Annotated in this window: 23 protein-coding genes; all 23 read right to left on the reverse strand. The window is 45.1% G+C overall.

Annotated features, from left to right (window positions below):
* Positions 1-14: 14 nt before the first annotated feature.
* On the reverse strand, positions 15-1,418 hold the full coding sequence (gene fliD, locus BM243_RS09625; RefSeq protein WP_074912168.1) for a flagellar filament capping protein FliD: 1,404 nt from the start codon (positions 1,416-1,418) through the stop codon (positions 15-17).
* A 2-nt stretch (positions 1,419-1,420) separates the two neighbouring features.
* Entirely contained in the window at positions 1,421-1,795 is a 375-nt protein-coding gene (locus BM243_RS09630) for a flagellar protein FlaG (RefSeq protein WP_074912169.1), read from the reverse strand.
* A 128-nt stretch (positions 1,796-1,923) separates the two neighbouring features.
* The gene (locus BM243_RS09635; protein ID WP_074912170.1) at positions 1,924-2,400 is read right to left on the reverse strand and encodes a hypothetical protein; all 477 of its coding nucleotides are present in this window, start codon (positions 2,398-2,400) and stop codon (positions 1,924-1,926) included.
* A gap of 96 nt (positions 2,401-2,496) precedes the next feature.
* Positions 2,497-2,721, reverse strand: coding sequence for a carbon storage regulator CsrA (gene csrA / locus BM243_RS09640; protein WP_031574225.1), 225 nt, complete (start codon positions 2,719-2,721; stop codon positions 2,497-2,499).
* Positions 2,708-3,160, reverse strand: coding sequence for a flagellar assembly protein FliW (gene fliW, locus BM243_RS09645; protein WP_074912171.1), 453 nt, complete (start codon positions 3,158-3,160; stop codon positions 2,708-2,710). Before fliW ends, csrA begins: the two co-directional genes overlap by 14 nt.
* 9 nt (positions 3,161-3,169) lie before the next feature.
* Positions 3,170-4,075, reverse strand: coding sequence for a flagellar hook-associated protein FlgL (gene flgL, locus BM243_RS09650; protein ID WP_074912172.1), 906 nt, complete (start codon positions 4,073-4,075; stop codon positions 3,170-3,172).
* Between the two features lie 12 nt (positions 4,076-4,087).
* A complete protein-coding gene (gene flgK / locus BM243_RS09655; RefSeq protein WP_074912173.1) occupies positions 4,088-5,662 on the reverse strand; it encodes a flagellar hook-associated protein FlgK in 1,575 nt (524 codons plus the stop codon).
* Positions 5,663-5,672: 10 nt separating this feature from the next.
* On the reverse strand, positions 5,673-6,044 hold the full coding sequence (locus tag BM243_RS09660) for a hypothetical protein (RefSeq protein ID WP_074912174.1): 372 nt from the start codon (positions 6,042-6,044) through the stop codon (positions 5,673-5,675).
* On the reverse strand, positions 6,044-6,331 hold the full coding sequence (gene flgM / locus BM243_RS09665; RefSeq protein ID WP_074912175.1) for a flagellar biosynthesis anti-sigma factor FlgM: 288 nt from the start codon (positions 6,329-6,331) through the stop codon (positions 6,044-6,046). The genes BM243_RS09660 and flgM overlap by 1 nt, the downstream gene beginning before the upstream one ends.
* Positions 6,332-6,452: 121 nt before the next feature.
* Positions 6,453-7,568, reverse strand: coding sequence for a flagellar motor switch phosphatase FliY (gene fliY, locus BM243_RS09670; RefSeq protein WP_074912176.1), 1,116 nt, complete (start codon positions 7,566-7,568; stop codon positions 6,453-6,455).
* A complete protein-coding gene (gene fliM / locus BM243_RS09675) occupies positions 7,565-8,563 on the reverse strand; it encodes a flagellar motor switch protein FliM (RefSeq protein WP_074912177.1) in 999 nt (332 codons plus the stop codon). Before fliM ends, fliY begins: the two co-directional genes overlap by 4 nt.
* Positions 8,564-8,576: 13 nt before the next feature.
* Positions 8,577-8,975 carry a chemotaxis protein CheW gene (locus tag BM243_RS09680; RefSeq protein WP_074912178.1) on the reverse strand — a complete coding sequence of 133 codons (399 nt, stop codon included), beginning with the start codon at positions 8,973-8,975 and terminating at the stop codon, positions 8,577-8,579.
* Positions 8,976-8,983: 8 nt separating this feature from the next.
* On the reverse strand, positions 8,984-9,346 hold the full coding sequence (locus BM243_RS09685; RefSeq protein ID WP_031574241.1) for a response regulator: 363 nt from the start codon (positions 9,344-9,346) through the stop codon (positions 8,984-8,986).
* Between the two features lie 16 nt (positions 9,347-9,362).
* A complete protein-coding gene (locus BM243_RS09690) occupies positions 9,363-9,962 on the reverse strand; it encodes a chemotaxis protein CheC (protein WP_207646188.1) in 600 nt (199 codons plus the stop codon).
* Positions 9,955-12,099: a chemotaxis protein CheA gene (locus tag BM243_RS09695; protein WP_074912180.1), complete on the reverse strand. Its 2,145-nt coding sequence runs from the start codon at positions 12,097-12,099 to the stop codon at positions 9,955-9,957. The genes BM243_RS09690 and BM243_RS09695 overlap by 8 nt, the downstream gene beginning before the upstream one ends.
* Before the next feature lie 17 nt (positions 12,100-12,116).
* A complete protein-coding gene (locus BM243_RS09700; RefSeq protein WP_074912181.1) occupies positions 12,117-12,893 on the reverse strand; it encodes a CheR family methyltransferase in 777 nt (258 codons plus the stop codon).
* Positions 12,894-12,897: 4 nt separating this feature from the next.
* Positions 12,898-13,935, reverse strand: a complete 1,038-nt coding sequence (locus tag BM243_RS09705) for a protein-glutamate methylesterase/protein-glutamine glutaminase (RefSeq protein WP_074912182.1) — start codon at positions 13,933-13,935, stop codon at positions 12,898-12,900.
* Positions 13,936-13,949: 14 nt separating this feature from the next.
* The gene (locus BM243_RS09710; protein ID WP_074912273.1) at positions 13,950-14,423 is read right to left on the reverse strand and encodes a chemotaxis protein CheD; all 474 of its coding nucleotides are present in this window, start codon (positions 14,421-14,423) and stop codon (positions 13,950-13,952) included.
* Between the two features lie 47 nt (positions 14,424-14,470).
* Positions 14,471-14,995 (reverse strand): chemotaxis protein CheW, encoded by a 525-nt coding sequence (locus tag BM243_RS09720; RefSeq protein WP_083422734.1) that lies wholly within the window; start codon positions 14,993-14,995, stop codon positions 14,471-14,473.
* Between the two features lie 184 nt (positions 14,996-15,179).
* On the reverse strand, positions 15,180-17,060 hold the full coding sequence (gene phnD, locus BM243_RS09725; RefSeq protein ID WP_083422735.1) for a phosphate/phosphite/phosphonate ABC transporter substrate-binding protein: 1,881 nt from the start codon (positions 17,058-17,060) through the stop codon (positions 15,180-15,182).
* A 15-nt stretch (positions 17,061-17,075) separates the two neighbouring features.
* Positions 17,076-18,908 carry a FapA family protein gene (locus BM243_RS09730; protein ID WP_074912183.1) on the reverse strand — a complete coding sequence of 611 codons (1,833 nt, stop codon included), beginning with the start codon at positions 18,906-18,908 and terminating at the stop codon, positions 17,076-17,078.
* 73 nt (positions 18,909-18,981) lie between these two features.
* Entirely contained in the window at positions 18,982-19,374 is a 393-nt protein-coding gene (locus tag BM243_RS09735; RefSeq protein ID WP_074912184.1) for a bacteriohemerythrin, read from the reverse strand.
* Positions 19,375-19,460: 86 nt separating this feature from the next.
* Positions 19,461-21,443 (reverse strand): methyl-accepting chemotaxis protein, encoded by a 1,983-nt coding sequence (locus BM243_RS09740; protein WP_074912185.1) that lies wholly within the window; start codon positions 21,441-21,443, stop codon positions 19,461-19,463.
* Positions 21,444-21,586 lie beyond the last annotated feature (143 nt).

Consider the following 21,586-nt stretch of genomic DNA (forward strand, 5'->3'; position numbering starts at 1 on the left):
ACGATCCTCCTAAACTATTTCTTGCTTCCTGAAGAAGCGGAAAGGGCACTGATCTGACTGGTGAGCCATCCCATCTGGGACTCGGCTTCCATCATAGCGGTATCAAGCTTCGAAAACATGGAGATATAATACTGCTCTTTACGCTCCATTCGAAGTGTAAAAGCGTCCACCTGCTTGTTGACTTCCTTGATGCTTCTCTCAAAACTGTCTGTTTTTCCTTTGATGATTCCTGTAGAGGAAGAGAAGCTGTCGATATAGCTGTTGATTTTCGGCACAAAACCGATATCCTTCCCTTCACTGTTCTTGCTCAAGAAGAAATTCTGTACCTCTACTGGATTTTCCTCCAGCTTTTCTTTCAGCTTGCTGTCATCAAAGGTCAGCTGGCCAAACCGGTCCACTGTCGAGACCCCAAGCTGGGATAAGTCTTTAATTGCTGTATTCTCATTGGAAAGGGATGAGGTCACCATGGTTCTCAACGAGGACTGAAGCCTCATAAGAGATCCGTCACTGGCCAGGGTCCCTCTTTTTTCTCCTCCATCATCGGGGCTTCCTGCCTTCAGCTGGTCGGAGATGAAGGTCATGGTGGAGTTATACTGATCCACAAAACCTTTCACCGCCTCCTCCACCTTTGAGGTATCCTTAGAGATGGTGATGGTGTCAAACCCGCCCGCTGCATGAGCTTTGTTCAGGTTGATGGTGGTGAACTCCACCACATCCTTCACTGTGTTGCTTTGACGCTCCACTTCCACACCATTGACTTTAAATTTGGCATTCTGTCCTAGAATGACCTCCGCTTTATTGGAAAGCCCTGCATCTGTGCCAAGTCCCAGATTGTCAAGAACAGTACCCACCTCATTTTTCAGTGTGATGGCCTTATTTCCTGTGTCCACATTGTTCAAAACCAGCCTGTTGTCGATGATGGAAGCCCGGACACCAGACTCTTTGGAAATACTGTTGATCTTATCCGCCACAGTCCTTACAGTATCAGCTTCTGTGATTTCAATCTCATTGGGCTTCTCTGTTGTGCCATTAACGGAAAATTTTCCCGTGAGCCCGAGGGCCTTGGTGCTGTCACCGGATGCTTCAACAATCTTCCCCCCGATGACAGAGGTTTTTGTAGCAAGCTGCTGCACAGAGATCTCATACACACCTTCAGGTGAATTCTTACTCGTAGTAATGGTTGCAGACTCGCCGCCAGTGGCTTTCATGGAACTGAACGTATCACTGTTCTGAAGCACCTTGATTTTCTCAAAAAGATTGTTCAGCCTGGTTCTTACGTCATTCCACGCATTTTTCTGCGATTCCATGGTGGTCTTTCTTTCGGACATCTGAACCAGAGGTCTCTTTTCAACTGCCATAAGCTGATCGATCATAGTCTGGTCGATTCCTGAATAGGAACCCATAAAATTAATTGACATCATTATCCCCTTTCATCCACAAGAAGCCCTAATCTTTCCCAGATATTCGCAACCAAATCCAGAATCTTCTCTGGTGGGATTTCTTTCAGAACTTCTTTTGTCTGCATATCCACAAGATTCACCATCACGCGTCCAGTGCCTTCATGGATTTCAAACTGATATTTCGCATTATGTTCCTCTTTGAGAATCTTATTGGTGGAATCCACCGCCTTCTCAACTTCTTCTTTGGTGAACGCCTTTTCTTCCGGATCCGGATATCTTTTGAACTCCATGACTTTTTCATCACGAATCAAAGATTCAATCCTCGCCAGTTTTGGTGGTTCCACTTTTGTCACTGCACTTACATGTTCATTGGAAATTCCAGAAACTTGAATCAAGCTGTTCACATCCTTCAAATGTTTTCTATCTACTTTTTCTATCTCAATATCATTTCTGCATAGCAGTGCTGTTTCTTATTTTATCGGCCAAAAAAAGAGATAGTTAAGCCTATCTCTGTCACTTTTTATCACACGTTGAATAATATATATAGAACTATGGAAATCACCATGACCATGGCAAAGAGATAAAGAATCTTCTCTGAACCCATAGAATCTCCGGAAGATGGAGAACGGGATTCGTTCCTTTTTATGGAATTCTTCGCCAGGTCGTGGTAAAGAGCCGCCTGCTCCATGGCGTCTTCTATCCTCTTTTGCACCTGATCTGATCCTCCAGATCCTTTTTCACTCTCTTTTTGTCTGGAGATTTCCCATGAGATTCTCCGCAGATATGTTTCAGGTGCCTCTCCTTGTTTCCTTGAGTACGCTACTTCCTGGGAGCTTTTTTCTCCTGTTAGTAGCACCTGATCTCTTTCAGTGAGAACCCTCTCCACTTCTTTCAGTATCTCTTCAGGCTTCAGATGCTCCCCGTTTTCATTGTTGCCGACGCTATTGCTGTTTAACTGCTCCAATAGCCTCACTAGCGGGTCATGACCTTCAATCCTCATTTCCGTTCACCTCCAGCTTCTGCTTTCTTTATCGGATGAAAAAATAGAAGTTAAAGGTGCGTTCACACTGAACGTCCTGAAGAAAAAAAAGAACCGCTATTTTAGCGGTCCCTGAAGTTTACTGAAGCTATCCAGCGATATGGTGGATGCCTTTTTGTTCTCTTCCCTGATTTCCTCATAGACTTCCTTGCGGAAAACCTTCACGCTCTTTGGTGCTTCAATCCCAATCTTGATTTTCCCTTCGGATACTTCCAGGATCTTGATCTCAATCTTGTCATCAATGATCAGGCTCTCCCCCTGTTTTCTGTTAAGAATCAGCATGGCTCGTCTCCTCCTTTTTCTCAAAGAGAGGATACTTTGTGCTGTATCCTGCCTGATTCAGCACATACTGTCTGCCCATAAGATGTTCTGTGTTCAGTATCACCGGGGCCAGAAGATTCAGTGTGCTCTTTTCAAATACATCCGAAAGAGTCACAATGCCCATGACACCAATCTGTTCTTTTTTAACGATATTAATTTTCAGAAGTTCCTCATCCGGAACCTCCACATCATAGTCTTCTTTAAACTTCCATGGATCCGTTACGATGAAGGACACATAGTCATGTTCCACATCCTGCAGCACCTGAAAAATATCATTGCCCGGTATAGGCAGAAGGATAAACTTCCTGCTGTCCTCAAAACCTAAGATACCTTCCGGAAACACCAGAATGTTCTTCTCATCCATCTCTACTTCACCAAGGAATTTTGTTTTTATCAGCATCTTTTATCCCTACCTTATATAGTCCAGAAGACTAGGCTGAAGAATTTGAGCACCGGTCTGAAGAGAAGCCTGATACACCGTTCTCATGGTGGAGAACTCCATCATTTTTTCCGCAAGATCAATGTCTTCACTTTTGCTTAAAAGTTCTGTCATACTGAGATTCTCCGCTGCATTTCTTTCTTTGGCGGACTCCAGTCTGTTATACACTGCTCCCATTTTGGATCGGAACCGGATGGTGTTGTCCAGATGCTTGTCAATGTCCCCCAGAAGTTTACCGGATAGATCTTCTGTATTTCCAGAATCCAGCGCCTCTGAGATGTTCTTGAACAGAGATCCGATCTCCTCATTGCCCAATGATGCTCCTTCCGTGAAGGTAATCCCGCTTCCATTGGTGGGAATTGCGATGTTTACCCCTTTGGAGATTTCTCTTTCAATGTTGCTGCTGTCTCCACTGTACGAAAGTTTTCCATCCACAATACTAAATGGTGGTTCTGTAGTTTTTTGCCCACCAAAAATATAACGTCCATCATAATTGGTGTTCAGCACCTGCATGAGCTGCCCCTGAAGTGTATCCACTTCATCCTTCAGCGCCGATCTGTCTGTATCAGACAAGGTGCCGTTGGCTCCATAGATGATGAGCTCTCTTGCTCTTTGCAGTGTACTGGTCACAACATTGAGAGCGCCATCGGCAGTGTCCGTCCACCCAAGGGCATCACTGATATTTTTCTCATACTGCTCATTCATCCGGACGTTGCTGTCCAGCTGCATGATTCTTGCCACCAGCATCGGATTGTCCGATGGTCTTGAGACTTCCTTTCCGGAAGACAGCTGGTTCTGATATTTCTGCATGGCTTTGAGATTTCTGTTTAGATTTCTCAAATAGTTCCCTGTCAGGGTATTATTGGTGATTCTCATTTACTACTCCTCCTATACCCCGGTTCTGTTGATGAGGGTATCCAGCATCTCATTGATGGTGCTGATCACCCTGGAATTTGCTTCATAGCTTCTCTGGAACTTCAGGAGGTTTGTCACTTCCTCATCGATGGAAACGCCCGATACAGATTCCCGCCTGTTGTAAAGCTGAGAAAGTACTGCTGTCTGATTGTCCACCATATTGGAAGCCTGTTCTGTCTTTACCCCTACTTTAATGACAATATCTCCATAAGCACCTTCCATGGTGGTGGTGGTTCCCGTTGCGGTGAACGTCATTTTGTCTCCATCATAGACGTTGTCAGCCAGATGATCCCGGGTGAAATTCAGCTTCACGTTTCTGAGATTTGCAAGAGCAAGCGCTCTGCTTCCATCTCCCTCTGGAGATAACTCATTTTTCCCTGTATTCACAAGACCTTCATCTTCAATAAGCTTGCTGTTTACTGCAAAACTTAATGCACTATCCCCAGTGAAAAAAGGTTCCCCTGATTTTCCACCTTCGTGAACGGTATTGAACGCATGCTGTACAACCTTTGCATATTGGGAAAGATCGTCCACTCTGGCGTCAATTTCCTTAATGGCATTCATATGTCCACCAATGGCTCCTGATTTTATTTCTGCAGGAGTGAGATCTGAAACCACTGGATCAGATCCATTCTCAGGCATCTTTACGAAGACCGGTGTTCCTTCCTGGAACTTCTTCACTTCCTCACTGCTCATGGTGACTGTCTTCACATTGGAAGTATCCCCGCCAATCTGAATCTGAACTTCAAAGTCGTCTCCTACTTGCTTCACTGAGGATACATTGCTCAGTATGGTCGTGTTTTCTGTGCTTTCAAGATTGCTTCCAAATATTTTGGAAATCTGCTGATCCCCAATGGATACGGAGGCTCTCCCCCATTTATCAAAAGTGGTGCTGATTTCTGTCAGATTGGACAGTCCTTTTAAAATCTGGTCTCTGGTGTCCATAAGATCATTGGGACTCTGTCCTTTGATCTGGATGTTTGCAATCTGCTCATTTACTGTATTCAGCTGGGTAACCAGAGAATTCACATCAAACACGTTCTTTCCGATGCTTCCTACCACGTCCCCCTTCAGCTGATTGGCACGGGATGCCATATGGTTCAGGCTGTCTGCGAAAGCTTTGGATTTTTCCACTACAATACTTTTGGCATTCAAGCTCTCTGGATTCTTAGAAAGCTCCTGCCAGGCATTGAACATTTCACCCATGGCAAAATTAAGTCCGGTATTGGAAGGCTCATTAAAGACCATCTCAATCTGGCCTATGGTGTCATACTGAGCTTCATACTGGGCCAGGATGCTGTTTTCATTGCGGATCTGAAGATCCACAAACTCATCCACCATACGCACCACAGACTGGATTCTGACACCAGTGCCCAGCTGTCCCACACCTGCAAAGGTGTATGGCGTATCTGCCTTCATTTCCACCCTCTGGCGGTTGAAGCCTTCAGTATTAGCATTAGAAATATTGTGTCCTGTTGTATGAAGTGCGGTCTGATTGGCATTTAAGCCCTTCACTGCCACATTGAAACTACCAAATAATCCTGACATAATTACCCCTCTATACGGACTGGTCGATGATACTGACTTCTTTTGTGCGGTTCATGCTGCCCTCTTTGGAATAGGTATTGTGCTTCACCGCAGTATTTTTTGAAAGCGCTTTGAAGATTTCCTCCTGGAAGCTTAATGCCTGCCTTGTAAGAAGCTGGTTCACTTCCTGGAGCTTTTCGATCTCCATCGCATAAGAGCGCACTGCCTCATCGGGCAAAACACCCTTTTCCTGCTCTTCCCGGATGATGGTCACAATCTCATTTTTTCTTGCAACAATCTTTTCCAGTGAAAGCGCATCATTTTTCACAAGCACTTCTTTTTCTTCTTTCAGGATCTTCAGAAGGTCTTTCAATGCCCCCTGAAGTCTTTTTGTATCACTCATCAGCCTCTGCCCTTTTCCTCATCAATCTTTTCTAGAATCTTCTCTGCAATCTTTTCGGGATCCACGCTGTAGCTGCCTTCCTGTATAGAACGGCGGATATTCTCCACTTTCTCGGAGAAATGGCTGTCCTCCGATTCACGGATTCTTTTCACCAGCGCTTTGGCTTCCGTGGAGATTTCCACACTACTCTTGCCTACGGTCTTCCCTTCCACATAACCATGCTTTCTCTCTTCACTGTTTTTATAGACATTCTGCACGAAATTACTGTGAAACTGTTCTATTTTCATGGAATTCACCTGCCTTATTACTCTTATTCTATCTTATCGTAGAAAAACGACAATTGTTAAGAGGAAAGAGAAAAAAAGAGGAATGACTTTTCCTCTTTTTTCATCCTTACTCTTAATAATACTATTTAAGCCCCTTTACTCTCTGTTCTTTGCTAAGAATCTGAGTAATACGGATACCAAAGTTCTCGTTGATGACCACCACTTCACCATGGGCAATGAGCTTGCCGTTGACATATACTTCAAGAGGTTCATCTGCCAGCTTGTTCAGCTCCACAACGCTTCCTGACCCAAGAGCCAGCACTTCTTCGATGGTCTTTTTGGTCTTCCCGAGCACCACAGAAAATTCCAGCGGCACATCCATGATGAGGTCCAGGTTTCTTGATGGCGCATGCTCAGAGCGGTCTTCCAGGTTAGCAAAAACAGGTTTCTGAACATCCACCCGTTCCGCATACTGTGGTTCACGCCTTCTAGGCGCTTCCTCATAATCCTCTTCCCTTTGGGCTCTTTCTGGTTCACGTCTCTCGGGTTCTCTTCTCTCAGGCTCTCTTGCTGGAGCTTTAGGCGCTTCCTTCTTTGCAGGCACCGCTTCTCCCATCATCACCGCAACAATCTCCTTCACGGTGTCCAGCGTATACAGCTGCATAATATCACTCTCAATGAGCCCTTCTACCGAAAGATGGAACGAAATCTTGCAGATATAATCTTCTTTGATGAACTTCTTGTAGTCAATGTCTTCTTTCTTGTCCCAGACTTCCACCACAGGGGGATTGATATCAATGGCTTTTCCAAGCATTTGTGCCATGGAAGTGGAGGCGGAGCCGATCATCTGATTCATCGCCTCTGATACCGCACTGAGTTCAAGTTCTGTCAGCTGCTGATTCGCATTGGTGCCGTCCCCACCCATCATAAGATCTGCAATAATTGCTGAATCCTCAATGTTCATCATGAGGAGATTGTTTCCGGAAAGTCCTTCTTTAAAGCCGATTCTTGAAACAATCTTCGGAATGTCACATTCATCGATGATGGACTGGAACGGAATATAGCTGACTCTAGGTGTGGTGATGGATACTCTTTTGCTGATGATGGAAGAAAGGGTCGTCGCAGCCGTAGACATGGTGATGTTTCCCACCTCACCTATGACATCCTTGTCCGTCTCCTTGAGACCTGTCTCTTCCGCGGCGGCTTTTTTGCTTAAGAGTGCATCCACTTCTGCTTGGGATAAAAAGTTATCTTTCATAATTCAACATCCTCTTCCACATATTGTAGTACCTGTACGGCCATCTTTTCTTTATAAAGCCCCGGCTGCACCAGGTAGTGCACCTTATCTTCCACATATAGTTTCATGGGCTGGTTTGTCTTCATGTCCAGCTGTACAATATCTCCTGCTTCCAGGTGGAGGAAATCATCCACAGTAAGCACTGTTCTTCCCATCTCCACAGTGATATTCACATCGGTCTGTACAAGCCTCTCGGCAATCTGGTCTCTGAAGCGGTTATCATCATAGGTTTTCCCCATATCAAACCAGCTTCTGATACTCAGCTTGTCTGTAATGTTCTCAAAGGAAACATAAGGAATACAGATGTTGATGAAACTCTTCGTATCGAAAATCTCCACCACAAAGCTGATAAGGACCACAGGCTCATTGGGCGACATGGTCTGAACCAGCTGTGCATTGGTTTCCAGATTGTCAAGTTCCGGCTCTAGATCGAGAATTTCAGCCCAGGAGCTTTTAAACACTTTTAAGAGATTCTGGATCATATCCTCCACAATCCCCAGCTCAATGTCTGTGAACTTCTCTTTTTTCTGTCCCTTCTTTTCCTTGGTTTTGGCGCCACCACAAAGAAGCTCAATGATCTGGATGCCAAACTGCGGATTGATTTCCATAATCTGGTTTCCATTCAAAGGGAGAGTATGGAATACCCCCATGATGGTGGGGTTTGGAATGGAGTGTACAAACTCATCAAAACTTACCTGTTCCACCGCACCAAGAGTCATATTGATGTTGGTTCTCACCATGGTGGACAGCACGTTTGATGCGCTTTTGGCGAAGGTTTCAAAAATCATGTAGAGCGTATTGACATACTCTTTGGAAAGCTTAATGGGCCTTCTGAAGTCATAGGCTCTGACTTTATTTTTCTCCTCCTCCTGCTTCATCTCCTCCGGATTGATTTCTCCCGTATTGAGCGCATTCAGCAAAGAATCTATTTCCTGTTGTGATAGTACCTGTTTCAAGTTCATCCCTCATTTACGAAATAATGCGTTCCAGATCGATGTAATTCACAAGATTCCCACCCAGCTGAATGATGCCTACAACACCATTCTTGCCATCTCCGGATACCTTCTCAATATCTTCGTCTTGTATTTTCAGGACTTCCTTCACTTCTGTAACCAGAATCCCTATTTTTTCATCTTCCTTGTTCATAATCACGATATTATTATAGCATTCTTTTTCTTTCAGACGCAGCAGCTCTGAAAGATTCACAAGTGCCACCACATTTCCCCGTAGATTGATCAGACCCCGGATGTGCTTCGGCGCATTGGGTACCACAGTGGAATCCATCATTTTGCTGATCTCCTCCACCTGGTCTGAATTAACGGCATAATGCTTTTCACCTAATGTAAATATAATAATCTGCTTCTCCATAATGCGCCCTACTTGCTGGCTTTCTGGATGGAATCGATGACTCGGTCCGTCTCAAAAGGCTTCACAATGAAGTCCAGTGCTCCTGACTGAATCGCTTCCATCACCATGGCCTGCTGCCCCATGGCGCTGCACATGATGACTTTTGCTGATGGATCTATTCTCTTGATGCCTTTTAGTGCCTCAATACCATCCATCTCCGGCATTGTGATGTCCATGGTCACGATATCCGGCCGTTCCGCTCTGTATTTTTCAATGGCATCCGCACCATTCTGTGCTTCTGCAACCACTTCATATCCATTCTTCTCCAGGATATCTTTCAGTTTCATCCTCATAAAAATGGCATCGTCTACAATCATAATTCTCTTTGACATGGTATATCTCCCTTCGTTACACTCCAATTTGTTTGAATAAAGAATCCAGAACTCCTGGCTTCGGGATGAAGTACAAGGAGGATTCCACCTTGGCTCCATCATAGGTAAACTCATTTTTAATGATCATCACCTGGTCATCGTACTGTTCACTTTCCATATAAGCATAGCTTAAAATGGCTCCGAACATGTCCACCGTAAGGGCGGGCACCGATGAGATTAAGGACAGGTCGAGCATTCTCGACAAGGCATTTAAATAAGAGGTGACAACAATATTCACCAGCTCGCTGATGGCCGAGTATTCCAGTTCATCGCTGAGCTGAACTCCTTCCGGCATCATCATCCTTACCAGAATTTCGGCATTCTTCGGGGTAGTCACAAAGAGGAAATTCCCGCTTTCCATGCCCATAACTCTCATGGACACGGCGACCACTTCTGTATCTTCTGCCATGATCTTCTCATAAATTTCATTATAATCTAAAATATCTATGGTTGGAACATTCATATTGACAAATTTTCCCACCAGCTGGGAGATGGCTGTGGCCGCATTTCCCCCACCGATATTGGCCAATTCCTTCAGCACATCCAGCTGAAGAGAGGAGTACAAGCTTTTATTCAAAAGTCTCCTCCTTTCCGGAAACCAGGTTTCCCACATCCAGAATAAGGGTGATGTCTCCATTTCCTAAGATGGCCGCGCCTAGATACTCCTTCATTTTGCTTAAAGAGCCACTAAGCTTCTTTATGACGATCTCCTGCTGGCCAATGAGTTCATCCACCACCAGTCCATACTGTCTGCCACCGATGTTCACCAGGATGATATGCTGGTTTGTTGCTTCAGAGCTGAGTGAAAGGGCTTCATTCACCCGAAGAACCGGAATGACTTTTTCTCGATAGATATACACTTCTCCATTATGGGAGTCCTTGATATCTCCTTCCAGGACCTTCACAACTTTCTCAATGAGCCCCAGTGGAAGGGCAAAAGTTTCGCTGCCCACATGGACCATAAGCGCTTGTATGATGGAAAGAGTCAGAGGAAGCTTTATGACAAAATTCGTTCCCTGATCCACTTCAGACAGCACATCGATGCTGCCTCCCAAAGAGGTGATCTTGGAACGCACCACATCCATGCCCACGCCTCGTCCGGAAATGCTCGTCACCTCCGTGTTGGTGGAAAAGCCCGGATTGAAAATGAGGTTGATGAGCTCTGCCTTGGAGAGCCCGTCTGTTGGAATGCCCTTTCTCATAGCACTCTCTCTGATCTTCTCCGGATCAATGCCTTTACCGTCATCACTGACTTTGATGACCACCTTATTGCCTTCCTGATACGCTGACAGATGAATGGTTCCCTTTGGATCCTTTCCTTTTTCAATTCTTTCCTCTGCAGACTCGATGCCATGATCCGCTGCGTTTCTGATGAGATGCACCAGAGGCTCTCCCAGTTCGGACACTACTGTTCTGTCAAGCTCAGTTTCTTCCCCTTCAATGATGAGATCCATTTCTTTGTCCAGCTCTTTGGTGAGATCCCGGATCATTCTTGGGAAGCGGTTGAAGACCACATTCACAGGCTGCATTCGGATTTTCAGCACCAGATCCTGAAGATCCGAGGTGATCCTTGCCACCTGCTCCAAAGGCTCATTGATTTCTGTGGCTTTATACTGTGTGCTGAGCTCTTCCAGTCTAGTTCTGTAGATGACAAGCTCAGACACCAGGTTCATGAAATTATCAAGCCTTGAAAGATCCACTCGAATAGACTGGTTGGCATGAGGTGCTGTATGCTTCTCTTCCGCCTTTGCCTTCACAGGTTCTTTGGCCTTCACAGGCTCCTTCACCTTTTTGGGTTTTGCTTCCTTGGGTTCTTTGATTGCCTTGGGTTCCTTGGCCTTCTTTGTCACTCTTGTTTTCTTCACAGGTTTTTGAGACTCTTCGGTCTCCTCCTGGGACTTTTCTTCCGCAACTAGTTGAGGTACAGAAAACACATCCGGAAGATCCTCTTCTCTTAGTTCCTTCACCAGCACTTCTTCGATTTCTGCCACATTCTCTACAGCTTCCAGCACTTCTTCCCTTTCACTCATGGAGACATAAAGAAGTTTAAAGATCCGGTCGAAGTTCCCTTCCTCCATTTCCTCTACGCCAGGGTTCGTCGCAATGATTTCTCCCCTCTGCTCCAATTTGTTCACCACAAGATATGCTCTGGCACCTTTCAGGATACAGCTCTCCATAACCTTCACCAGGATGCTGTAGCCCCTGAAGCCTTTTTCATATGCCTGTCGAAGAACAGAGGCATCCACTTCAGACACAGCATCGTGGGCCATGCCTTCTTTTGGTTCCATCACAGCTTCTGGCATTTCCTCCACCTCGGTGTTTTCCGGTGTATCCGGATTTGCAAGGCTTGAAAGATCATACAGCAGTTCTGATATATCATAATCTGGATAATGATCTGCCCGAAGGTCCTCTACGATTTCCTGAAGCTTATCAAGGCAAGCGAAAATCACGCTGACCGCTTCACTGGACACCTTCAGTTTTCCTGTTTTGAAAAGATCCAGCACATTCTCCATGTTGTGGGTGAGCTCCGTCATGGTGGTATACCCCATGGTCGCCGCCATGCCCTTCAATGTATGGGCAGAACGGAAGATCTCATCGATGATGCCCGGGCTTTCCGTATCCTTTTCCAATATCAGAAGATTTTCATTAAGACTTTGAAGGTACTCATCTGTTTCCTCAAAAAACAGACCCCTGTACTTTTGTGTATCATCCATGAACTTGTCGTTCCCCCTTATACTTTCTCATACAAAAAGGTGGAGAGCTTTCTAAATCCAAAACTGGCCGGATTGTAGATGGCTTCAGTGGCCCCTGTAAAAAAGATGCCGCCTTTTTCAAGAGATTCATTGATCTTTTTGTAGACTTCATTTTTGGCTTCATTTTTAAAATAGATGGTGACATTTCTGCAGATGACTGCATGAAAATTCTTCTCGTATGGATCCAGAAGAAGATCATGTTTTTTGAACTGCACTCTTTTTTTGATGGTATCAGAAAGCACAAATTCATTTCCTTTCTTCTCGAAAAAATCTATGAGTTCTGATGGAGCAACATTCTTCAGTTCTGTTTCCCGGTACTTTGCTTCCTTTGCTTTTCTCAAGATGGTGTCATCAATATCTGTCGCAAGGATGCTGCTGTTTCTGATCTGGTTCCGTTCCATAATCATGGAGACGCTATAAGGCTCTGCCCCGATGGAGCAGGCAGCACTCCAGATTTTAAGATTTTTGAAACGGGGCACCAGGATCTCTCTTAATGCCGTTTCGAACTCTTCAAAAATCTCTTTGTTTCTGTAGAACTCCGTCACATTAATCGTGATATAGTCGAGAAACACCTGCCGGACCTGCTGGTCTTTCTCAATGAGTGCAGCGTAGCTCCGAAGATCAGAAACACCGGCACTGGTCATCACCGTGGCAATACGCCTGTGCAGCTGCTTTTCCTTGTACGCATGAAGATCAATCTTCAGCTTCTTCTTGACCCATTCTTTAAAAAAATCATAATCCAGTTCCATCTCCATGATTTCACCTCACAATCCTTAAAATTCTTCCTGAAATGTCCTCTGGAGAAAGGATCTCATCCACCACTCCTGAAGAGACGGCATATCCAGGCATGCCATAGACCACGCAGGTCTCCCTGTTCTGGGCAAGGACATGCCCCCCCGCTTCTTTGATGGACATCAGTCCTGCAGCACCATCTTTACCCATACCGGTCAGAATCACTGCAAGAACATGACCTCCATAACTCCGGGCCACAGATTCCATCAGAAAATCTGCCGCCGGTCTTACGCCATGAAGCTTCGGTTTCTGATTGAGCCTGATTTTTCCGGACTCCACCACCATGTGGAAATCTCCAGGAGCCACATAGACCGTATTATTCTCCACAGACATCCCCTCTTCTGCTTCCACCACTTTCAAGGCAGAATCTCCATCCATACGCTCTGCAAAAGACTTGGTGAATCCCTTTGGCATATGCTGGACGATGAACACTGGAAGATTCAGTTCTTTTGGAATCTGTCTCACAATCTGAAACAGAACTTTAGGACCGCCCGTAGACGCCCCAAGAACCACCGCTTTTACTTTTCTGTAGTCAAAACCGCCTGCAGATAAAGACTCTCTCCTCTGAGGGACTGCTTCCTTCACTTTTTCCCTGACTTCCTTTGGCTTTGTGAGAACCTCCGCCATAAGTAGCTTCGACTCCAGCTGACTGGTCAGAAAACTCAGGTCTCCCCGATCGGATGATTTTTCAATAAAATCAAGAGCTCCCAGTTCCAGAGCCTCCATGGTCACAAGACTTCCTTCTTTGGAATGGGAGGAAAGCATGATCACCTCAATCTCGGGATGATCTCTTTTTATGATTTTCAGCGCCTCAATGCCATTCATCTTTGGCATTTCCACATCCATGGTGATGATGTTCGGGCGGTACCTTTCGATATTCTCAATGGCATCTAAGCCATTTCTTGCGGTCCCCACAACAGTGACCCCTGTTACCTTGGATGCAGCATCTGAAACGATCTTTCTCATGAAAGCCGAATCGTCTACCACCATGAGTCTCACTTGCATCTTTCTTCCTCCGTTTACAGCACCGTAATGCTTTTGCTGGCAGTTCTGATATCCACTACGAACGTCTCCAGGTCCACCACCATGGTTCTTCCCACAGATCCTCCCGTATGGCTGCCAAGGATGGGAATGCCAAGTTCATTCAGCACCTTTTCCACAGCCTCCACATTTCTTCTGCCAATGTCACTGGTCATCTTCTTATCAGGGAACTTGAACATACTTGCACCGCCTGCAATCTTTGCCACAAGATTTCTAGTATTCAGGCTGCCGCCGCAAAGTTCCCGGATCATCTTCGGAATAGCCGTATCTGCAAACTTCTCTTCCTTCACATCCCGATGAAAGGCTGTGCTGTCTGGAAGCATGATATGGCTGAGTCCGCCGACTTTTTTCACTTTATCATAGAGGGCAATGCCCACGCAGGATCCCAACCCCAGTGTGATGAGTTTTTGGGGGGATGTCCCGATTTTATAGTCAGCAATGCCAACCTTCATTTGCTCTTCCAAAATACTGTTCACCTTACCAAACCCTTCATTTTCAGCTATTCTTCTTCGTCTTCGTCTTCCTCCAGCTCTTCATCCTCGCTGTCCTCTTCCTCGTACTCCTCATCATCCTCGTCTTCCTCCAGCTCCAGAAGCTCTCTGGACTGCACAAAACTGAAGAGTTTGTCTGTATCCATGACAATGATGATGTCTTCCCCGATCTTCAGGAAACCCTTGATGTATTCTGAGGATATGCTCTCCTCGCCCATGGCTGCCTCTTCATAAGCACTATCTTCCACGGTTTTGATGCCAAGGATTTCATCCACCACAAGTCCAAGGTGTGCCCCCTTCCATAAAATCACAATGATTTTGCTGTGATTTCCGGTTTCTCCAGGAACGCTGTATAGTCTTCTGTTCAGGTCAATGATGGGCAGAACCTTCTCATTGTACTGTATCACTCCCAGAATATACTCTGCTGTCTCCGGAAGTTTTTTAGGTTTTGAGTACTCGATGATGCGCTCAATTCTCTCCAGTTCCAGCGCAAAATTCTGTTCACAGTTGTTGAATATGATCACTTGTTTCATAGAATCCGTTCTCCCATAAAATATTTGATATTGTCTATATCGACATTTTTGTTTTTCATTTAATGCATAGGTGGAATTTTCTTCTCATAAATGTGTTGAAAGGGATATCACTTTTAGGAAGTGCCAACCTCTCATGAAAAAAGACAGCCCTGAAAGCCATGTTTCAGGGCACCTTTGTCATTTTTCACTGATCCAGATTTCTTATGACATCATACATGGTATCGGATGATTCAATGAATCCCTGAACCTTCGTTTCAATGCCTTCATAATTTGAAAAGGCCACAAAGTTTCTTTTCAGCTCCTCTAGAAGATCTAGCGGAAAATCCTTTCTTGCTGCCAGCACATCCTTTGGAATATCTTCCGTCTTACTGATGATGGAAAGTTTACTCACATCAAGCCCTTTTTTCACTGCTGCGTCAAAGGCCTCATTATAGGTAGCTCCAGCATCAATCTCTCCACGCAGCACCGCATCTATGACATTGTCATGATTTCCAAGAAACAGCACTTTGGCAAATATTCTGTCCGGATCCATCTTTTCTTTCCGGATGCTGTCTCTTGCGTACAGATATCCTGAAGCGCTCTTCTCATCCACATAGCCGAAGGTCCTGCCTTTGAGGTCCTTCATGGACTTCACTTCCCCATCTTTTCTTGCAATGATATATCCATTGTAGGAAGCTTTTCCACTGACTTTCGGTGTCACCACTGGAAGAACTCCTGCTTTCTCCCTGGCTGCCACATAGGCAAAAGGAGAAAACCAGCCGATGTCCATGATGCCTTTCTGCGCTGCTTCGGCTAGAGCATCATAATTCTTCACAATGATGGTTCTTGCTTTATACCCCATGGAAGCGGCAACCCTTTCCAGAATCGGCACATACATTTTCCTGATTTCCTTTGGTGAAATAAAAGGATTCACTCCGAAGATGATCTCCTTTTCTCCCTTCAGTGAAGCGGCTTCCTCCTGGAGTGTACCTGCCACTTCACTGATTTGCTGGCTGTAGGACAGCATCTCCTCATTCTTCTTTGTTTGAGTCTCCACAAGAGCTATGGATTTCGTGGTAATCATATGGGTTTCTTCCACAGCCTTGGTCACATCCTCCACAGCCTTCTCAATTTCCATGGTAGTGTTCTTCTGCCCATCAGATACCTTGGTCAGTACCTCCATATTGCTTCGGACTTCCTTCAAAGCACTACCGATCTCTGTGATGGCTTTTCCCGACTCCAGTACCACCTTGTCCGCATCTGCCATTTTTCCGCCGATTTCATCCATAGCGCTTCGTGTAGCTTCAATCTTCAGAAGTATTGTCCTAATGACCTCTTCAATCACTGTGATGGCTTCATCGGTCTGCTCCGCAAGTTTTCTGATTTCACTGGCTACCACGGCAAAGCCTCTTCCCGCTTCTCCTGCCCTGGCAGCTTCAATGGCGGCGTTCAGCGCAAGAAGATTGGTCTGGCTGGAAATCTTACGGATATAATCCACAATCTCATGTATTTTCTCTGAGGACCTTTGAAGCTCCCCATTGTTCCCTTCTGCGGCTGCAACTAAAGTGCCCAGATGCTCAATGAACACCCGGATCTCTTCCATGGTCTTCTGGTTCTTTGTAAGAAGATCCATGGATCTCTCACTGTCTCTGTCGATGAGAAGGACCTTTTCATTGAGCTCTGTAGATGTTGCCACCAGTTCATTGACACTGGCATTGATCTCCTCGCTGCTTGCAGCATTCTGCTCACTGTAGCGGTCAATCTCATAGGAAATCTCCGCCAAAGACCGAAAGGTCTTCATATTTTCTTTCGTCAGCCACAAGAGCTCCTGAGAGTCAAAACCCAAATCCTCTGAAAGGAGAAAAAGCTTCTCGCTGAGCTGACTTCCCTCCAAGGATTTCTCTTTGTTTTCTTCTTTATTCTCCCTTCTGTTTCCATAGAAAAAGAGAAGAAGAAGAAAAATGCCCGATAGAGCCCCCAAAACCAGTGCCCCCAAAAGACCCTGCTCTATATAATAAGCCCCCACTTGTGCACCCAGCACGATGACAAATATCAGTAGCCCCTTGATCCAACTGCCTTGTTTCACCTTAATTCCCCCTAGTTACTTTAAAATCGCCGCATAGTCCTTCAGTTCATCTTTTCTCATCAGCGTCGTTCCCTTATAGAATCTGCCTGTAATATCTCCCTCTCGATCCAAAACCTTGAGAAACGTCTGAATTTCACTGGGCGTGCCAACGATCCCAGCCTTGATGAATCTTCCTGCAAGTAAAGTTCCGCCCTTGACCACACTGGCAAACTTTGTGAATCTGATTTCGTTCCCTGCCACAATACTGGACTGATAACTCCCATCTCCTGTAATCTCTACATCTCCACTGGATTTCAGTGTTGCATTCTGAGCGTAGTACAGCTTAATCAGTCTTGCATCGAGAAGTTCTTCTTTCATCATCTCCACCATAGAAAGAAGCCTTTCATAAACCGTATTGAGCTCGATGAATCCTTCTTTGTGAAGAAGTCTGATTTCCTTGAAGACATAGGCGAATTTTTTCTCAATCTCTTCCACCACCTGCAGCTGATGTGGTGTGAAAATCTCTTCTATCTGCTCGATCTCCTGGAAAAGAGCTTCAGTCTCTTCCTTACCTTTGCTGATACTGTCCATGATGTCCTGAACCGTTCTTCCTTCTGTCAGCTGCAGACCAGTGAACATGGCTTCGATGACAAGAATCACTTTCTCCACGATGGGCAGAAGTGTCTGGAACACTGCATTCTCATCCCCAGCTCTTAAAATCCCCCCAATGACCTTTCCCTGGACTTCTATGTTCTGCTCCGCATAAAGTTCAGAATGGTACACAGAGCCGATGATGGAAATATTCCCTGTGGCACGGATCACCATGTGGTCCTGAACATTCCCCTTCACCACCACATCTCCATCAAAATCAATGTCCTCTGTATCTTTATCAAGATCTCCCACTACAGTGAGCAGTGGCACCACCCCAATCTCGCCTTTCTTGAGATATGGTCTGCCATCTCTTTCAGCATAAACAGCATTCCCATCAAGGAACGCTCCTTCGGCTGCTTTCAGTTCCTCATCCTTTACCTTTTGAACTTTGATTTCTGCTCCTTTGACATCCACTCCTGGAATCCCTTCCACTGCCTCTCCATTTTTTTCGGCCAGTTTTGTCCCTTTCATCACCACAGGCTCTAAACCTCTCGTAATCTCTTTGACAAAGATCTCGCTGCAGTAGTCGATGTCCGTTCTCCTGCTTTCCACCGGGGCCTTCCCTCTGGCCACCAGGATTTTCCCGCTTTCCTTGCTTTCGCAGGCTTTCTTTACTGCATCCTCCAGAATAAACTCCGGCAGGACACCACAGTTCGCTAGTGCTGTAAACACTTCTTCCGGATGAATCGCTTCGGGTGGAAGTGGATCAAACTCTATCTGAAGGGCTCCTCTTGAGGTTTTCTCCAAATCTTTCAGTCTATATTTTTTCCCGCTCTTTCTTCGGATCTCCACATAGGCTTCCAACATAGATTCACTGAGCTCCACTTGAAAATGCACTTCTGGAGGCAGATGCTCAAAACTCACTTCAATGACATCCTGAGCGCTCAAGGTGCGGTTTCCTGTGACAGGCTCTCCATTGACATTGAAAATCAGCTGATCCTCATGAATAAACAGTGTGGCTTCCACTCCTTTTCCTTTGGGACCTGTCACCAGCACCTGGCCATTTTTCACTTCAACGGTTCCATTCACATCATCTGTTTTTTTGCGTTCTTCCTTCTCCTTTGGAAGGATCTCATATATGCCAGGGATCTTCTTCAATCCCATGATTCTCTTCTCAGGTTTGGAAATCTCTTTAACAGTAAGGCCATCCTTCGAAAGTTTCAGTTCCTCCACTGCTTTTTCAATCGCTTCCTCCCTTGATATGGCTTCAAATCTCATCTGTTTCCCCCCTCTTTCTCTTCTAAAGAAGACCTATCTCATCCTTTCCTTTTCTCTTATGGGTTTTACTGGTCTATTTCACTGCAAACTGCTGATCTTTCTCCAGAATGTGACGATCGATCCAGTTCACGATGAACTGCAGAATTCTCATCATATGCTCTTCCTGATTCTCATCAAGTTCTTCCAGGTCTATGGCCTCAATTTCTTGAAGAAATGCCGCATGTTCCATCTTGTGGGAGAAAAGTTTCTTGAAACCTGTCTCTTCCAGGTATTTTTCTTCGGTTTCAAAGTGAAACGCTGCATAATCCTTGAGCTCTTCCAGAATCTCCACCATGGCATCATATTTATCTGTGACAAACTCATTTTTGAGAAGGTCAAAGGCTTTTCCTGCAATGACAAAAAGCTCCTTATGCTGACTGTCTACCACATCAATCCCAACTTCATAGTCCTCTTTCCACGCAATCATATTTTAATCCCCTTTCTGTCTGTTTTATTGTATGAAAAACACCCAAAGAGAAGAAGTCAGTTCACTTCGCTTTGGGTGGATCCGTTCTACATCTGGAACTGGCTGATGATTCTTCTCAGTTCTTCAGAAAGCTTAGCAAGGTTCTCAGAAGCGCTGGCTATCTCCTGGATGGAAGCGGACTGCTCCTCCATGGAAGCGGAAGCTTCCTCAGTGGCCGCAGAGTTCTCCTCCGAAATCGCTGTAAGATTCTGTAGGGCATCCATGATGGCTTCCTTCATTTCCATCATGACTCTGCCGGACTCATTAAGATGCTCTGTATATTCCATGGAGAATTTGGTAGCAGATTCAATAGCTCCAAACATATCCATACTGGAGGATACAGACCCGGACTGCTCACTGGTGATGCTTACCACTCTTTCCATGGTTCTCACCGCATTCTCCGCATTTTTCTGAAGTTCTGAAACCGTCATGTCAATAGCCTTTGTGGATCGGGCAGATTGCTCCGCAAGTTTTCTGATCTCTTCAGCAACCACAGCAAACCCCCTGCCTGCATCTCCTGCTCTTGCTGCTTCAATGGCGGCATTGAGAGCCAGAAGATTTGTCTGGTCTGCGATGCTTGAGATCATGGAGCTGGCTTGTCCGATATTTGCTGCACTCTTATGGGTCAGATCGATGATGGATGCGATTTCTTTTACTGACTCCGTGCTTTCCTTGGTAATCCCTGATAGCTTCTCCATTTCATTCATACCAATATTTACAATCTCCGCCACCTGCTCATTGGATTCACTGAGCTGAATGAGGAACTTGTTGTTGACTTCAATACTTTCACCAAGAGACAGTGCTTTCTGAGAGCCATCTTCTGTATTGGCTGCCTGTTCCTGAGCTCCTCTTGCGATTTCCTCTACAGTTTTAGATACTTCTTCTGCAGTTACCGCAGACTGATCCGCGCTGGCCTGCAGCTGCTTGGAAGAAGCCGCCACATCCTGGGAAGAGTGGTCTACTTTACGTAACACATCCCGGAAACTGTCAATGATTTGCTGCAAGGCTCTACTGATATCCCCCATTTCATCCTTCGCTTTGAGAGACTTCTCAGACAGGTTTTCACGCAAATCAAGGGCAGCAAGCAGCTTTGCTTTCTCTACTACAGGTTTAATAGGTTTTACAATGTTGGAACCGATAAAATAGGTGCAGATTGCACCTATTAGCAGTGCAACGATTGCTACATAGAAAATATTATCACGGATTTCGTCTCTTCCTGAGAGCACATATTCTTCCGTAGCCGTAACAACAAGTGTCCAGGTTGTATTTTCTATTGGTGAAAATGCTGCGTATCTTTTGATACCATTAATCTCATAATGCTCTAAACCAGCTTTATTTTTCAAAATCTTTTCAAACAAAACCTTCGTAGACGCCAATGAAGGATCTGTCTCTCCATCCTTGATGGGATTAGATTGTTCTCTGACTTTATCCCTATCTCTATGTGCGATGACGGTGCCTTCTTCATTAATAATGTATGCATATCCATCTTTTCCGTATGTAATCTGGTCGCTCAGCTCACTGAGAGCTACGCCAGGGTATCTTCCAAGAAGCCCCCCGACCACTCGGCTGTTCTGATAGATTGGCACTGCATAAATAAGAACTGGCTCTCCAGTTGCTGGGCTCATGCCGAAATAAGAGACGACTTCTCCATCAAAGACCTTTAGCGCAGGATCATCCTTCTCCAGTTTGATTACTTTTTTATCTTTATAGTTCAGTGTGCCATCTGGCATAATTACACAAATGTCAGCAAACTCCATTTTCACAATCTGGCGGCTGATCAGCGTAAACATCTCAGATAGACCCATATTCTTCATTTCATCCATTTCTGCTAGAATTTGAAGCGCTAAACCTTGTGATTGCATTTCACTCACAACAAGATTGGATCCTTCAATAGCTTGATAAGATAAGTTCAGTTCAGCTTGTCTATTGAGAACACGAGTTGCTGACATGATGGAAACCAGCCCTAAACTGATGGCTAAAATTGCCACCAAAGCCGTAAAACTAATGATCAGTTTTCCTCTAATTTTCATACTATCCCTCTTTACAGTTAATAATTTGCCAGTTCTTCTTGAACTCTGAATGTAAAAAATCTCACTTCAGATCTACTGTCTTTTGTTTTCTAAAAACCCCCGATTCTTAGAAAACAAAAGATCTGCTCTCTCCTTCCCTCCTG

The organism is Proteiniclasticum ruminis (assembly GCF_900115135.1).
GTDB classification, from domain to species: Bacteria; Bacillota; Clostridia; order Clostridiales; family Clostridiaceae; genus Proteiniclasticum; species Proteiniclasticum ruminis_A.